13 protein-coding genes and 2 pseudogenes are annotated in these 15,216 nt (G+C 65.6%); 13 read left to right on the top strand and 2 right to left on the bottom strand.

The window, feature by feature from the left end:
• Positions 1 to 14: 14 nt before the first annotated feature.
• The 10 genes and pseudogenes from BN4346_RS27480 to BN4346_RS27525 all read left to right on the top strand — a co-directional run bounded on the left by BN4346_RS27480 (position 15) and on the right by BN4346_RS27525 (position 10,246).
• Positions 15 to 962 (top strand): ABC transporter substrate-binding protein, encoded by a 948-nt coding sequence (locus BN4346_RS27480; RefSeq protein ID WP_067968631.1) that lies wholly within the window; start codon positions 15 to 17, stop codon positions 960 to 962.
• 97 nt (positions 963 to 1,059) lie between these two features.
• Positions 1,060 to 1,719, top strand: a complete 660-nt coding sequence (locus tag BN4346_RS27485) for a 5-oxoprolinase subunit B family protein (RefSeq protein WP_067968634.1) — start codon at positions 1,060 to 1,062, stop codon at positions 1,717 to 1,719.
• A 5-nt stretch (positions 1,720 to 1,724) separates the two neighbouring features.
• Positions 1,725 to 2,578: pseudogene (locus tag BN4346_RS27490) on the top strand (5-oxoprolinase/urea amidolyase family protein).
• Between the two features lie 9 nt (positions 2,579 to 2,587).
• Positions 2,588 to 3,133: a GNAT family N-acetyltransferase gene (locus BN4346_RS27495; RefSeq protein WP_067968637.1), complete on the top strand. Its 546-nt coding sequence runs from the start codon at positions 2,588 to 2,590 to the stop codon at positions 3,131 to 3,133.
• A gap of 444 nt (positions 3,134 to 3,577) precedes the next feature.
• Positions 3,578 to 4,801 carry a sodium-dependent bicarbonate transport family permease gene (locus BN4346_RS27500; protein WP_067968640.1) on the top strand — a complete coding sequence of 408 codons (1,224 nt, stop codon included), beginning with the start codon at positions 3,578 to 3,580 and terminating at the stop codon, positions 4,799 to 4,801.
• Between the two features lie 226 nt (positions 4,802 to 5,027).
• Complete coding sequence (locus tag BN4346_RS27505) at positions 5,028 to 6,416, top strand: MFS transporter (protein WP_067968643.1); 1,389 nt, start codon at positions 5,028 to 5,030, stop codon at positions 6,414 to 6,416.
• A gap of 102 nt (positions 6,417 to 6,518) precedes the next feature.
• Positions 6,519 to 6,809, top strand: a pseudogene (locus BN4346_RS27510) (winged helix-turn-helix domain-containing protein); the annotation flags it as partial.
• Positions 6,806 to 7,498 (top strand): sirohydrochlorin chelatase, encoded by a 693-nt coding sequence (locus tag BN4346_RS27515; protein WP_067968650.1) that lies wholly within the window; start codon positions 6,806 to 6,808, stop codon positions 7,496 to 7,498. The pseudogene BN4346_RS27510 and the gene BN4346_RS27515, both read left to right, overlap by 4 nt.
• Before the next feature lie 221 nt (positions 7,499 to 7,719).
• Positions 7,720 to 9,111 carry a nitrate/nitrite transporter gene (locus BN4346_RS27520; RefSeq protein ID WP_067968857.1) on the top strand — a complete coding sequence of 464 codons (1,392 nt, stop codon included), beginning with the start codon at positions 7,720 to 7,722 and terminating at the stop codon, positions 9,109 to 9,111.
• A 1-nt stretch (position 9,112) separates the two neighbouring features.
• A complete protein-coding gene (locus BN4346_RS27525; RefSeq protein WP_067968653.1) occupies positions 9,113 to 10,246 on the top strand; it encodes a uroporphyrinogen-III synthase in 1,134 nt (377 codons plus the stop codon).
• Here BN4346_RS27525 and nirD read toward each other — a convergent pair.
• Together nirD and nirB are read right to left on the bottom strand one after the other, a co-directional pair.
• A complete protein-coding gene (nirD, locus tag BN4346_RS27530; RefSeq protein ID WP_067968656.1) occupies positions 10,243 to 10,611 on the bottom strand; it encodes a nitrite reductase small subunit NirD in 369 nt (122 codons plus the stop codon). The genes BN4346_RS27525 and nirD overlap by 4 nt on opposite strands.
• Positions 10,608 to 13,175 carry a nitrite reductase large subunit NirB gene (gene nirB, locus BN4346_RS27535; protein ID WP_067968659.1) on the bottom strand — a complete coding sequence of 856 codons (2,568 nt, stop codon included), beginning with the start codon at positions 13,173 to 13,175 and terminating at the stop codon, positions 10,608 to 10,610. Before nirB ends, nirD begins: the two co-directional genes overlap by 4 nt.
• Positions 13,176 to 13,396: 221 nt before the next feature.
• On the opposite strand from nirB, the gene BN4346_RS27540 reads away from it, so the two are divergent.
• The 3 genes from BN4346_RS27540 (at position 13,397) to BN4346_RS27550 (ending at position 15,205) form a co-directional block, all read left to right on the top strand.
• Complete coding sequence (locus tag BN4346_RS27540; protein WP_067968662.1) at positions 13,397 to 13,849, top strand: Hsp20/alpha crystallin family protein; 453 nt, start codon at positions 13,397 to 13,399, stop codon at positions 13,847 to 13,849.
• Positions 13,850 to 14,014: 165 nt separating this feature from the next.
• Positions 14,015 to 14,311, top strand: a complete 297-nt coding sequence (locus BN4346_RS27545) for a hypothetical protein (protein WP_067968860.1) — start codon at positions 14,015 to 14,017, stop codon at positions 14,309 to 14,311.
• 69 nt (positions 14,312 to 14,380) lie between these two features.
• Complete coding sequence (locus tag BN4346_RS27550) at positions 14,381 to 15,205, top strand: hypothetical protein (RefSeq protein ID WP_067968665.1); 825 nt, start codon at positions 14,381 to 14,383, stop codon at positions 15,203 to 15,205.
• The last annotated feature ends 11 nt before the right edge of the window (positions 15,206 to 15,216 follow it).

Raw genomic sequence — 15,216 nt, forward strand, 5'->3', positions numbered from 1 at the left:
GTTAATCTCACGCCATGCGAGACCAGTGGAGCCGGCGTGGCTTTTTCGGCCTCTGCGGCGCGGCCGGTGCCGCCGCGCTCCTGGCGTCCTGTTCGTCGAAAGAGCACCCCGAAGACGGCGCACCTGGTCCAGTCACTATCACCCACATCTTCGGTGAGACCACCATTCCCGAACCGCCCAGCCGGGTGGTCTGCGCCGGCTACACCGGCCAGGACGACCTGCTGGCGCTCGGCGTTGTACCCATCGCGGTGACCAACTGGTTCGGCGATCAGCCGTTTGCGGTGTGGCCCTGGGCACAGCGACAGCTCGGGGATGCCAAACCGGTGGTGCTGAACTCGGACAACGGGATTGCGGTCACCCAGATCGCCGACCTCAAGCCGGATCTGATTATCGCGACGAACGCCGGAGTGGACGCCGAGACCTATCAAAAACTGTCGGCGATCGCGCCAACCGTGCCGCAGTCGAGCGGTGACGCCTTCTTCGAACCCTGGAAGGTTCAGGCCGCCGCCATCGGTAAAGCGGTGCATCGCAGTCAGCAGATGCAGTCGCTGATCGACGGTGTCGACCGCGGGTTCACCGACGTCGCCACCGCGCACCCCGGCTTCAAGGGCAAGAAGGGACTGCTGCTGGCCGGCCGACTGGACCGGGGCAATGTCAGCGTCGCCACCGGCTGGCGAACCGCGTTTCTGACCCAGATGGGGTTGACCGTCGCCGATGCACCCACGGTGATCGAGCGCGACCGGATCGGCTCCGCCCTCGGCGGCGCGGACGTGCTGATCTGGACCACCGAGAGCGACGACGAGCGCACGGCGCTGCTGGCCGATCCAGACCTCTCCGGGTTCGAGTCCCGCAGCGTCTTCACCACCAAGGACCAGGCCGGCGCGATCGCCTTCGCCTCCCCGTTGAGCTACCCGCTAGTGGCCGGGCAGCTACCGGCACTGATCGCCAAGATCACCGGTTAGGGCCAACTCTGCGCGTTCAGTAAGACCCCTCTGGCATACCCCGCAGAATTGTGTTCTACGTCACTATTTGACGCCATTCGGGGCTACCGTCGTGGGCATGAGCGTGGCATTGGATTTCACGGATCTCACCCAGACCGACAGCATCCTCGACTACGGCGACAGCGCCTTGCTGCTGCAGTTCGACTCCACCACCGACGTGCTGGCATGGACCGCTGCGCTGCGGTCCGCCGCGTTGCCCGGCGTTGTCGACATCGTCCCGGCGTCGCACACGGTGTTGGTGAAAGCGGCCGCACCCAGGTACCTGGCCGGAGTCCGGCGCCGCCTGACCACCCTGGACGTCGACCCCGGCGCGGCCCGGACTGTCGCCCCAGACGGCCCCGCGGATGTGGTGGTCGACGTCATCTACGACGGGCCGGACCTGACCGAGGTGGCCGAACACACCGGCCTGAGCGTTGCCCAGGTGATCAATGCCCATACCGCGACGCCTTGGTTGGTGGGGTTCGGCGGATCCACACCGGGTTTCGCCTACCTGCTCGGCGGCGACCCCAGGCTCCAGGTGCCGCGGCGCGCCGAGTTGCGTGCCGCGGTGCCGGCCGGCTCGGTGGCCCTGGCCGGCCGGTTCAGCGGCATCTACCCGCGTCAGTGGCCGGGCGGCTGGCAGGTGATCGGCCACACCGACGCCGTGTTGTGGGACCTGGACCGTCCCGCCCCGGCGCTGTTGACGCCGGGCCTGTCCGTGCAATTCCGGGCCGCGTGATCGCCATGACAACCACTCTCGAAATTCTGCACACCGGCCCGCTGGCCCTGGTCGAGGATCTGGGCCGGGCCGGCGCTCGCACAAGTTGGCCAACCGCCTGCTGGCCAATCCCGACGATCGGGCCACCATCGAGGTGGCATTCGGCGGATTTTCCGTGCGGGTCCACGGCGGAGATGTCGACATCGCGGTCACCGGCGCCGACACCGACCCGAATGTCAACGGAGTCAGCTTCGGCACCAACAGCATCCAGCACGTCCGCGACGGCCAGGTGGTCTCCTTGGGCAGGCCGCGGTCGGGGCTGCGCAGCTATCTGGCGGTGCGGGGCGGCATCGACGTCACCCCTGTGCTGGGTTCCCGCAGTTACGACGTGATGGGTGAGATCGGCCCCGCCCCGTTGCGCGACGGTGACGTGCTGCGGATCGGGCAACGGACCGGCCACTACCCCGAGATCGACCAGGCGCCGGTGGCGACCATCCCCGACGACGTGGTCGAGTTGCGGGTAACCCCCGGGCCGCGCGACGACTGGTTCGTCGACCCCGACATCATGGTGCGCACCAACTGGCTGGTGAGTAACCGTAGCGACCGCGTGGGCATGCGCTTGGTGGGGATGCCGCTGGAATACCGTTGGCCGGACCGGCAATTGCCCGCCGAAGGTGTCGACCGCGGCGCTATCCAGATCCTGCCCAACGGCTTTCCAATAATCCTGGGTCCCGACCATCCGGTGACCGGCGCCTACCCGGTGGTCGGGGTGGTGGTTGACGAGGACATCGATACCTTGGCCCAGGTCCGGCCCGGGCAGACCGTGCGGATGCACTGGTCTCGGCCCCGTCAGCACCCCGCCGCACGCTCGGCCTGGTAGGCCGGTCGGGTGCCCGGCCAGGTTCATACCGCCCGCCTGATCCACACCTGCGATCTGGATGATGAGACCCGCCGCGGCGCCCATCGGCTGGTCACCGAAGCCTCCGGGGGCACACTTTCCGACGCCGACTGGCAGCACGCACTCGGCGGCATGCACGCGTTGATCTGGCGTCACGGCGTCCTGATCGCCCATGGCTGCGTGATCCGGCGCCAACTGCTCTATCGCGGCAGATCTCTGCGGTGCGGCTATATAGAAGCCGTCACCGTCCAGGCCGATCACCGGGAGCGGGGCCTGGGCACCGCGGTGCTTCAGGCGTGCGAGCAGGTGGTCCGCGGCGCCTTCGAACTCGGCGCGCTCAGTTCGCCAAGTATCAGCCGCCGGCTCTACACGGCGCGGGGTTGGTTGCCGTGGCGCGGACCCACGGCCGTCCTGGCGCCGACCGGGCCGGTGCGCACCCCCGAGGCGGACGGCACCGTGTTTGTCATGCCAGTGGGGACGGAACTTGACACCACCGCCGAGCTGACGTGCGACTGGCGCGACGGGCATGTCTGGTAGCCGACCGGTTAACGGCCGGTAGACAGACGGTGTGTGCCCGGTCGCCGGGCGGGCGTCGGACCTAACCGCACGCGATCTCTGGACTGTTCATAAGAATCAGCCGTGCGATTGGGGCGTCAGCCGGATTGATTGTTAACTTAATATTGCGTCAAGCTCACCGCCGAACCGGCTCTCTGACGCGTGCTTTGCGACCGATCCCCGCCGGCGAGAACATTTCCCGGGCTCTGACCTGGGAAATTCGAGCGCACTGGCCGCACCGACGCCGCGCGCCCCACCCCCGGACGTTTCGGGCGCAGGGCCGGATTTTGTGACTCCCTGCCACTCTGCTGCCAATCGTCACAGGGCCCTGACTTCGGGGCGACGCCCAACGAAACGGGCCCTATGGTGTGACCGTCACGGCTTGCCCCCGCCCTGCACAGTCCCCCTCTCGAAAGACGCACCCTCATGCTGTACGAGTTCTGGCACAACTTCACCCACAACTTGTTCAAGCCACTGTTGCTTTTCTTCTACATGGGGTTCCTCATCCCACTGCTGAAGATCCAGTTCGAGTTCCCCTATGTGCTGTATCAGGGCTTGACGTTGTATCTACTGCTGGCCATCGGCTGGCATGGCGGCGAAGAGCTCGCCACCATCGATTCATCGAGCATCGGTGGTGTCCTGGGCTTCGTCGTGCTGGGCTTCGCCACCAACTTGATCATCGGATTCGTCGCCTACTGGTTGCTGACCCGGATGACCAAGATGAGACGAATCGACCGTGCCACCGTCGCCGGGTATTACGGGTCGGACTCCGCTGGCACTTTCGCTACCTGCCTTGGCGTGCTAGCCACGCTGGACATCGCGTTTGACGCTTACATGCCGGTGATGCTGGCGGTCATGGAGATACCGGGCTGCATCGTGGCCCTGGCCCTGGTGTCGCGGATGCGGGCACGCGGAATGGACGCCCGCGGCAACATGCCCGACGAGCCCGGTTACAACAAGAAGGCCAGCCGTCAACTCGTCGTCGCCGCCGCCCAGGCGAACGGAGCGGACACCACGATGCGGCATGGCCAGGGGATCCAAGACGAAATCGACCTCGCACTGGAGAGGCAGGAGCAGGTCCAGACGAGTACGACAACGGTAACGACGTCCTCGGCCCCGCCCAGCGGAGCGCTGCTGCGGGAGGTACTGCTCAACCCGGGGCTCTACCTGCTGTTCGGTGGGATCCTGATCGGCTTCGTCGGCCGCCTGCAGGGAGCCTCGGTCATCGAGGACGGCGACCACGTCTTCGTCACCGCATTCCAGGGGATGCTGTGCCTCTTCCTGCTCGAAATGGGGATGACAGCCTCACGCAAGCTCAAGGACCTGCGGTCCGCGGGACGCGGTTTGATCGTCTTTGGATTGTTGGCGCCCAATCTGTTTGCGATAGCCGGAATTTTCCTCATCCATACCTATTCGCAAGTCACCGGCACCCATTTCGAGGCCGGCAGCTACGTGCTGTTCGCCGTGTTGTGCGGCGCGGCTTCCTACATCGCCGTCCCGGCGGTGCAACGAATGGCGATACCTGAGGCCAGTCCGACGGTCCCACTGGCCGCATCTCTGGGCCTGACGTTCTCCTACAACGTGACCATCGGGATACCGCTGTATCTCCAGATCGCAAAGGCCGTCAACGTCTGGCTTCCAGTGAGCTGACAGAAGATTCCAACCGAACGCAACGCTTCTACGCTCGGCCGGTCCACCAGGCGAAATATCCTGTGTGCACGCCTAATACGTGATGTGGGCCACTCAGAAGCCGTGAGTCCAACGCATTTTCAGGTTCTGCCCTGCCACTTGCCAGATCAGCTCGGTAGGTTCGCACACCGTCCATCGTGATGCGAGATTCTTCGTGTCGCGGTGTGCCAGAGCCTGAGGAGACCGCATGACGAACCGCCACATCAGCAATTTCGATCCTGAGGACTCCGCAGCCTGGGAGGCCGGCAACGCCGCCATCGCGCGGCGCAACCTGATCTGGTCCACCGTCAGCACGCATGTCGCGTTCTCCATCTGGTCGTTATGGTCCGTGGTGGTCCTGTTCATGCCCGAGTCCGTGTACGGCATCAAGGCCGGCGACAAGCTCCTGTTGGCCGCGGTCGCCACGCTGGTCGGTGGCTGCGCCCGGGTGCCCTATGTGCGGGCCACCGCGAAATTCGGCGGCCGGGACTGGGCGGTGTTCTCCTCGCTGATTCTGCTGGTCCCGACCGCAGGAACGCTGCTGCTACTGGCCAAACCCGGCCATCCGCTATGGATGTACCTAGTGTGCGCAGCGCTGACCGGGCTGGGCGGCGGCAACTACGCTGCATCGCTGGCTAACGTCGACGCCTTCTACCCCCAGCGGCTCAAGGGCATCGCACTCGGGCTGTGCGGCGGCATCGGCAACCTCGGGGTGGCGGCCATCCAGCTGGTCGGACTGTTGGTGCTGGCCACCCTCGGCAACACTAGGCCGGAATTGGTCTGTGCGATCTACCTGGTCCTGCTTGCCGTCGTCGGCGTATGCGCGGCGCTGTGGATGGACAACCTCGACCACGGTATGGAAGAGGTGGGCAACATCCGATCGATCCTGTCGGTCTCGGACAGCTGGATCGTTTCGGCCCTGTACTGCGCGGCGTTCGGCTCGTTCATCGGCTTCGCATTCGCCTTCGCCCAGGTGCTGCACGAAACGTTCGAGAAAGCCGGCCATAGCCCCGCCGAGGCGGCACTCTACGCCGCGCGAATTGCATTCCTGGGCTTGTCCCGCATCTACGGCGGCCGGGTGGCCGACCGCCGCGGCGGCGGCCGCGTCACCTTCGCGGTGTTCGTGGGCATGATCCTGGCCACTGCGGTACTGGTTGTCACCAGCACTGCCGACGACCACAACAGTCGGGCGACCACATCGACGATCGTGCTCTACGTGGCCGCATTCATGGTGCTGTTCATCCTGGCCGGGATGGGCAACGGTTCGGTATTGAAGATGATCCCGTCGATCTTCGAGGCCCGCAGCCGGTCGCTGGACGCCGACGAGGCCGAGCGCCGGCATTGGGCACGTTCGCACTCCGGTGCCCTGATCGGGTTCTCCACCGCCGTCGGCGCGCTCGGCGGGGTCGCCATCAACCTGATCTTGCGTCAGGCCTACGCCAGCTCCGGTACCGAAACACCGGCATTCTGGGTCTTCCTGGCGTCGTACTGCGCCGCTGCGGGATTGACCTGGGTGATGTACGTTCGGCGGCCACCGCGGGTGCGCGGCGCCCGCAGCGCCGATGTTCCAGTCGGCACCGAGAAAATCTCGGCGTGACCTGGAACACCGGGCCGCAATGGAGCAACGGTTCCGAAATGGGTCGGTAACACGGATGAAATCGACTGGGGCTAAATCTTATACATGAGTACCGCCGTTTACGCCGCCGGTCACCGTATTGAGATCGAGGAAAGCCGGGTTCTCGTGGACGGGATGGTCAAGCCGGTCTCTCCAGCCGGCCTGGCCGCCCTGCGTGCCCTGGCGCACCGTCCGGGCAACGTCGTTCCCCGGGACACCCTGCTGCGCGCACTTCCGGGGCGCGGCAACAGCATGCACGCCGTCGAGTCTGCCGTGCTCCGGCTCCGAACGGCGCTGGGCGACAGCCAGATCGTCGCCACGGTAGTCAAGCGGGGGTACCGACTCGCCATCGACAGCGAGCAGGGCGCAGCATGATCCCCATCTTGGTCGCGCACGGCACCCGCCAGCCCGATGGGGTCCTGATGATCGGCGAACTCGCCGACCGGGTCAGCGCCTTGTTGGCGCAGCCTGTCAGAGTGGCATTCGTCGACGTACTGGGGCCCAGCCCCGCGGAGATCCTTGCCGCTGAGGCCGAGAGCGGCCGGGAGGCGATCCTGGTACCCGCCTTTCTGGCCCGCGGCTACCACGTCCGTGTCGACGTACCCACTCAGGTCGCGGCCAGCGGCCACCCGGACGTCACGATCACTCCGGCACTGGGACCCGACCCTAATGTTGCCGCGGTGGTCGCCGCTCGGCTGACCGAATCAGGCTGGCGCCCTGGAGACTCGGTGGTTCTCGCCGCTGCCGGTTCATCAGATCCGGTGGCGCAGAACGACCTGACCCATGCAGCGGAGATACTGTCTGGGCTGATCGGATCGCCCGTCACTGTGGCGTTCGCCGCCATCGGTGGCCCCAGTGTCCCGGAAGCCGTCGCAGCCTTGCGCAGCCAAGGCGCCTCGCGCGTGATGATCGCGTCGTACTTGTTGGCCGACGGCCTTTTCCAGCGCCGCCTGCACAACGCCGGGGCGGATCTGGTGACCGAGCCATTGGGCACGCATCCCGGGATCGCCCGAGTCGTCGCTGACCGGTTCATCAGTGCCCACACGCGGATTCCGGTGCGATAACACCCTTTCTGCAGCGGTCTGCGTCGGCGCGAAGCACCGCTGACACCAGCCCTGGTGAATTCGTTTCCGACTCTGCCATGTTGATCGGCGATCTTTGCTTGCTCCACGTGTGCCGGACGCGCCCTGCGCCTTACACACCGCCCATAGCGCCGTGAGGAGAAGTTCACGGGCGGGTCACCTTGTGCAGCATGGTGGTAACGAAACATTTCTACGGTGACCACATGGCTCGTTCACACGTAATCACCCAGTGGGATCCCGAAGACACCGTGGCCTGGAAGGCCGGCAACGACAAGATCGCGCGGCGCAACCTGATCTGGTCAACAGTTGCTGAGCACGCCGGCTTCTCGATCTGGTCGATCTGGTCGGTGATGGTGCTGTTCATGCCGGAGTCGGTGTACGGCTTCAGCGCCGGCGACAAGTTCCTGCTGGCAGCCACGGCTACGTTCGTCGGCGGCGTGCTGCGCATACCGTATTCGCTCGCCACCGCGGCCTTCGGCGGCCGGAATTGGACGATTTTCTCCGCGCTGGTGCTGTTGATCCCGACCATCGCAATGATGGGCCTGCTGGCTCATCCAGGTCTGCCACTGTGGCCGTACCTGGTGTGCGCGGCACTTACCGGCCTGGGCGGCGGTAACTTTGCCGCCTCAATGACCAATGTGAACGCCTTTTACCCGCACCGGCTCAAGGGCTGGGCGCTGGCAGTCAACGCCGGTGGCGGCAACCTGGGCGTTCCGCTGATCCAGCTGGTCGGATTGGCCGTGCTGGCCACTGTGGGCAACCGCCAGCCGTATTGGGTGTGTGCGATCTATTTGGTCTTCCTTGCATTCGCGGCAATCGGCGCAGCGCTGTTCATGGATAACCTCGACAGCCAAAAGGCCGACTTGACCGCGATGCGCTCGATCCTTCCCGAGCTCGACACCTGGATAGTCGCACTGCTTTACATCGGCACATTCGGCTCCTTCATCGGATTCTCGTTCGCGTTCGGCCAGGTCCTGCAGATCAGCTTTGTGGGCAGCGGCCAGAGCCCCGCACAGGCTTCCTTGCACGCCGCTCAAATCGCCTTTTTGGGTCCGCTTTTGGGATCACTGTCCCGGATCTTCGGCGGGCGCCTGGCCGATCGCCTCGGCGGCAGCCGAGTCACGCTGGCCGCTTTCGGCGGGTTATTCGCAGCCTCCGGATTGCTTGTTGGCGTGAGCACCCTGGACAGCAACCGCACCGGTCCCACTACCGGCGCCGTCATGGTGGGTTACGTCATCGGCTTCGTGGCGCTGTTCGTCGTGTCCGGAATCGGCAATGGCTCGGTATACAAGATGATTCCGTCGGTCTTCGAAGCCCGCAGCCACCGAATGGGTATGCCCGAGAGCGACCGTCGGCACTGGGCACGAGCCATGTCGGGCGCGTTGATCGGGTTCGCTGGTGCCGTCGGCGCATTGGGCGGCGTAGGAATCAATCTGGCTCTGCGCCAGTCGTATATCACCAGCGGCTCGGCTACGACAGCATTCTGGATCTTCCTGGTGGGTTATGTCGGGGCCGCGGCGCTGACCTGGCTGAGGTACGTACGTCGGCCGTTCTTCGCCACGCAACCGGCTCGGGCCGCGCTGGCACCGGCCTAAGGTGTCCACGTCGCTGAGCGGCTACCGGGTCGCAGTGACGTCAGCGCGCCGCGCTGACGAGCTCTGCACCTTGCTGCGGCGCCACGGCGCCTCGGTCTGCGCAGTCCCAGCCATCACCATGATCGACTTGACCGACGACGTTGTATTGCACGGGCGCACCGAATCATTGATCGAGACACCACCCGATGTCCTGGTTGTGACGACCGCCATGGGCTTCCGCGGCTGGATCGCCGCCGCCGAGGGATGGGGCATCGCCGACCGGCTGATCGCAGCCCTGACCACCGCCCGCATCGTGGCCCGCGGGCCGAAGGCAGTCGGCGCAGTGCGCACTGTGGGCCTGTCCGAGGAGTGGTCGCCCGACTGCGAGTCGTCAGCCGCGATGGTCGATTACCTGAAGGCCGACATTGCCGGCTCCCGCATGGCGGTACAGCTGCACGGCACCACCGGGGACTGGGATCCGGCCCCTGAGCTGCTCGACCAATTTCGCAGGGCCGGAGCCGAAGTACTGCCCATTCCCGTCTACCGGTGGCGCCCGGCCCAGCCGGGCGGGGAATTCGACCAGCTCACCGCTCAGCTCGCGCAACGCCAATTCGACGCGGTCAGCTTCACTTCGGCTGCCGCTGTGATGGCGACACTGACCCGCGCGGCCGATCTCGGTATCTCCGATGCGCTGCTACGGGCTCTGCGGTCCGACGTACACGCGATGTGCGTCGGACCGTTGACGGCGCGGCCGCTGGCGCTCTTGAACGTCCCGACCTATTCGCCGCAGCGAATGCGATTGGGGGCGTTGGCTCGTCATATCATCGACGAGTTGCCTCGGCTGCGCACCTTCACCCTGCACGCTGCCGGCCATCGAATCGAAGTCCGCAGCAGCTGCGTGTTAGTCGACGGGGCGGCCAAGGCGCTGTCGCCCTCGAGCATGGCTACTTTACGGGCGCTGGCTCACCAGCCCGGCCAAGTCGTCTCACGGCAGACCCTCCTCGAAGCGCTGCCCGGCAACGGCGCCAACACCCATGCGGTAGAGACCGCAATTTTGCGGCTGCGAACAACCTTGGGCGACAAGAATATTGTCGCTACCGTTGTCAAGCGAGGCTATCGCCTGGCGGTGGACGAGATAGACCAAGTGGCCGGCTAAGCGACGGCCCTCTGCGGGACGCTCTGGCCGACCTGCACGTAACCGTCCTCGCTGATCCGAGTCGGGTACACCGGCACCGAGACGCTCGGGTCATCCAGGCAGCTGCCGTCGTCGAACGCAAATGCCTGCTTCTTCAACGGGGAGATGACCGAAAGCCGGCCGCCGCGGTCGCCCACGATTCCGCGGGACAGCACCGCAGCCCGGAAGAACGGGTCGATGTTGCACACCGCGCGGACCGAGCCGTCGTCAAGCCGGAACAATGCCGCCTGCTCACCGTTGGCAAGCAGGACGCCCACGCCGAGGCCGGGAATCAGACTGTCGTAGCGGCAGGCGGTGGTCCAGATTTCAGTCTTGCTGGTACTCATGATTCCTCCTCAGATGAACGCAGGACGGGGACGGGTAACGGGATCTTGCGGCCGTCGCGCACGGTGAACGCGACGGTTGGGTCTTCGGCATCGGGGGCGTTGACGAAAGAGACGAATCGCGACAGCTTCTCCGGGTCGTCGAGAACGCCCTTCCACTCGTCGGTGTAGTTGTCGACGTGGCGGGCCATCTCCGCCTCGAATTCGGCGGCCAGTCCCAGGGAGTCGTCGCAGACGACCTCGCGGACGTGGTCGAGTCCGCCTTCCATCGCCTCGATCCACGGTGCGGTGCGCTGCAGCCGATCGGCGGTGCGGATGTAGAACATCAGGAACCGGTCGACGTAGCGGAACACGGTCTCGGTGTCGAGGTCGCTGGCGAGCAGCTGGGCGTGCTTGGGCGACATGCCACCATTGCCGCCGACGTAGAGGTTCCAACCGATCTCGGTGGCGATCACACCGACGTCTTTACCGCGCGCCTCGGCGCACTCCCGGGCACAGCCCGAGACGCCCATCTTGATCTTGTGCGGCGCGCGCAGCCCGCGGTAGCGCAGCTCCAAGTCGATGGCCATCTTCACGGAGTCCTGCTGCCCGTAGCGGCACCAGTCGCTGCCCACACAGCTCTTCACCGTCCGCAACGACTTGCCATAGGCCTGACCGGATTCCATGCCGGCGTCGACCAGCTTGCGCCAGATCGCGGGCAGCTGATCCACCCGCGCACCGAACATGTCGATGCGCTGCCCGCCGGTGATCTTGGTGTAAAGGCCGAATTCCTGGGCGATCTGGCCGATCAGGATCAGGTGTTCGGGCTTGATCTCGCCGCCGGGCACCCGCGGAACCACCGAGTAGCTCCCGTTGCGCTGAATGTTGGCCAGGAAGTGGTCGTTGGTGTCCTGCAGGGCCGCCTGCTCGCCCTCGAGGATGTGCTCGGAGCCGGTGGACGCCAGAATGGAGGCGACGGTGGGCTTGCAGATATCGCAGCCGTAGCCCGTGCCGAACCGATCCAGCAGTTCGGAGAAGGTGCGGATTCCGGTGACCTGCACGATCTCGAAGAGCTCCGCGCGGGACTGGGCGAAGTGCTCGCACAACGCCTTTGACTGCTCCACTCCCTGAGCGACCAGCAGCTCTTTGAGCAGCGGGATGCACGATCCGCAGGACGTTCCTGCCTTGGTGCAATCCTTCAGGGCCTGCACATCGTGGCAACCGCCGGCGATCGCGTCGCACAGCTGTTCCTTGCTGACGTTGTTACAGGAGCAGATCTGCGCCGCCCCGGGCAGCGCACTGATCCCCAACGCGGTCTTGCCACCCCCGGATCCGGCCGGGGCGATCAAGTCCAGCGGATCGCCGGGCAACTCAGCGCCGACCATCGGACGCAGCACGCCGTAGGAAGAGGCGTCGCCGACAAGGATCCCGCCGAGCAGCGTCTTGGCGTCATCGGAGAGCACCAGTTTGGCGTAGGTACGCTTCACCGGGTCATTGACCACGACCGACAGCGAGTTCTCGGTCGCCCCCATCGCGTCGCCGAAGCTGGCCACGTCGACGCCGAGCAGCTTGAGCTTGGTAGACATGTCGGCCTCACCGAATTCGGCCACACCCTCCAACAGGCGGTCGGCGACCACCTCGGCGCTGGTGTAGCCGGGTCCGACCAATCCGTAGCAGACACCTTCGATGGCGGCCACCTCGCCGATCGCGTACACGTCGGAATCGCTGGTCCGACAGCACAGGTCGGTCAACACACCGCCGCGCTCGGCGATCGCCAGGCCGGCCTCACGCGCCAGTTCGTCGCGCGGGCGCACCCCGGCGGCGAAGATCACCAGTCCCGCCTCGATCGCGGTGCCGTCGGACAGCTGCACCCGCAGGGTGGGCGAACCGTATTGGTGGGTCAGTTGCTCGATGGACTCGGTACCCACGCCGACGTGCACCGCGATACCGAGGTCCGAGATCATCCGGCTCAGCAGCACACCGCCGGCGTCATCGAGCTGTTGCGGCATCAGTCGCGGCGCCATCTCGACGATGTGCGGTTCGATCCCGGACGCGCGCAGCGCGTTGGCGGCCTCCAGCCCCAGCAGCCCGCCCCCGATCACCACTCCGGCGCGGCTGTTACCGGCTTCCAGCATGCACTCGATATCGGCCCTGATTCCGTCCAGATCGTCCAGGGTCCGGTAAACGTGGCAGCCGGGCAGGTCGTGGCCCGGCACCGGCGGGACGAATGCCCGCGACCCGGTCGCCAGCACCAGGGTGTCGTAGCCGTAACGCTGTCCATCCACGGCGAGCACCGACTTGTCAGCCAGGTCCACCTTCTCGACCCGGGTGCTCAGCATCAGCCGCACCTGCTCGTCGTCGGCGTAGTCGTTGCCCGGCAGCGCCAGCCGGGATCGGTCCCACCCATCGGTATAGGCGGTCAACCCGACCCGGTCGTAGGCAGGATCGGACTCCTCGGCAAGCACCGTGACCCGCCAGTTGCCACCGCCAGACCGGCTGCGCAGGGCCTCCACGAAACGGTGCCCCACCATGCCGTGTCCGACCACAACAAGGTCCTTGACGGCGCGCGGGGTTTCGATCGTGGTCATACCGAAAAGACTAGGCAATCAACCATTGCCGGAGTATCGCCACACGTTACAAGTATGTGACGGTGTGCTCACTCGGCTGTGAGACTCCTCACTGCAGCCCGTTCTGAGACGTCCGTTTCACTCTCGGTGAACACGGAACTTTAGCGTGGTCGACTCAAGTTCTATCCGGTGACGGACCGGTACCCGACCGGCACGCCGGCAATTACCGCAAGGAGACACCCATGAGCACCCTGACACTGTGGCAGCGTCCATTCAAGTCCCATTCAAGCCACCCCTTCGACACCGACCGTTGGGTCCGCGACTTCTTCAGCCCGGCCACTGCCAGCGACTGGCGGGCGCCCGCGGCGAGCGGGTTCGCCAAGGACGGCGACGACGCGGTGGTCCGGCTTGAGCTGCCGGGCCTCGACGTCGACAAGGACGTGACGGTCGAGCTCGACAGCGGTCGCCTGGTGGTGCGCGGCGAACGCCGCGACGAACACGCCGACACCGGCGACGCGGCCACCAATCGCACGCTGCGCGAGGTGCGCTACGGCGCGTTCCGCCGCTCGTTCACGGTTCCAGCGCACGTCACCGGCGACGCCGTGACGGCGTCGTATGACGCCGGCGTACTCACCGTCCGGATAGCGGGCGTGTACGCCGGCACCCAGCCGCAAAGTATCGCCATCACCAAGTAGGCCAGCTAGGCACCGTCAGGTCCGAAAACCCCTGCACACGGCCGTGTGTGGGGGTTTTCGGCGTCCAACACATCCCTCGCACAACGTGATCTGTCTCACGTTCCGTTCCTCATGTGACTAGCATCGAGTGAACGTACTGTGATCCGTACCACCCGAGGAGGTCTGGTGTCGAGCACTACCGAACTCGCCGAACTGCACACCCTGATTGGTGACTTGCGGCGTTGCGTGCTGGGGCTGAAGACCCGGTTCGGCGACATTCCCGGAATGCGCCGCATCGAACTGGATGCCGAGCGCATCCTCACCGATGTTCAACTCCTCGAATCCGACGCCGGAGAGATGGACCTGGAGCGTTGGGCGGCCGAGCGGTCGCACGAGAAGATCGCCATCCCCGACACGGAATACGACAGCGAATTCTGGCGTGACGTCGACGACGAAGGCGTCGGCGGCCAAGGCAGGTACTGACCCACACCGGGTGCTGCTTGCGGCCAAGGGGCGCCCTCCGACGAACTAAGCCGAAGGGAACCCCACCAGATGAGCGCACCCGCCGTGAACCGTCCCGGCGTCTTCTCGGCGACTCGCGCACGGATCGCGAATCGCACCCTGCGTACCGACCGCTGGTGGCTCTCGCCGCTGCGGGTGAACCTCGGACTGGACGCGTTCATCATCTATGCGACCATCCGGTCGTTCTGGGGCAGCGCCTACTGGGTTGACAAGTACCACTACCTGACGCCGTTCTACTCGCCGTGCATCAGCGCGTCGTGTGTGCCCGGCTCAAGCCACCTGGGCGTCTGGTTGCCGGAGTTCCCTCGGTGGATTCCCTTGGGGGCGTTGGTATTGCCCTTTCTGCTCTGTTTCCGGCTCACCTGTTACTACTACCGGAAGGCCTATTACCGTGCCTTCTGGCAGTCGCCCACGGCGTGCGCGGTACCCGAACCCCGCGCGCACTACACCGGCGAGACGCGCTTCCCGCTGATCCTGCAGAACAGCCACCGCTACTTCTTCTATGCCGCGTTCGCGCTGGCCGCCCTCAATACCTATGACGCGTTCGCCGCGCTGCACTCCGACGACGGGCCCGGCGGATTCGGGTTCGGCCTGGGCAACATCGTGTTGTTCACGAACGTGGCAATGCTCTGGGCCTACACCGGCGGCTGCCATTCCTGCCGACACGTATTCGGCGGCCGCCTCAACCACTTCTCCAAACACCCGGTCCGCTACTGGTTCTGGACGAAGATCAGCTGGTTCAACGGCCGGCACCAGAAGTTCGCCTGGATCACCCTGGGCACATTGGCGTTCACCGACCTCTACGTCGCCCTGGTATCCAGCGGCGTCATCACCGATTTCCGGTTCGTCGGCTAAGCGCCGCGATC

The sequence above is a fragment of the Mycolicibacter icosiumassiliensis genome (genome assembly GCF_900078685.2).
GTDB lineage: Bacteria > Actinomycetota > Actinomycetes > Mycobacteriales > Mycobacteriaceae > Mycobacterium > Mycobacterium icosiumassiliensis.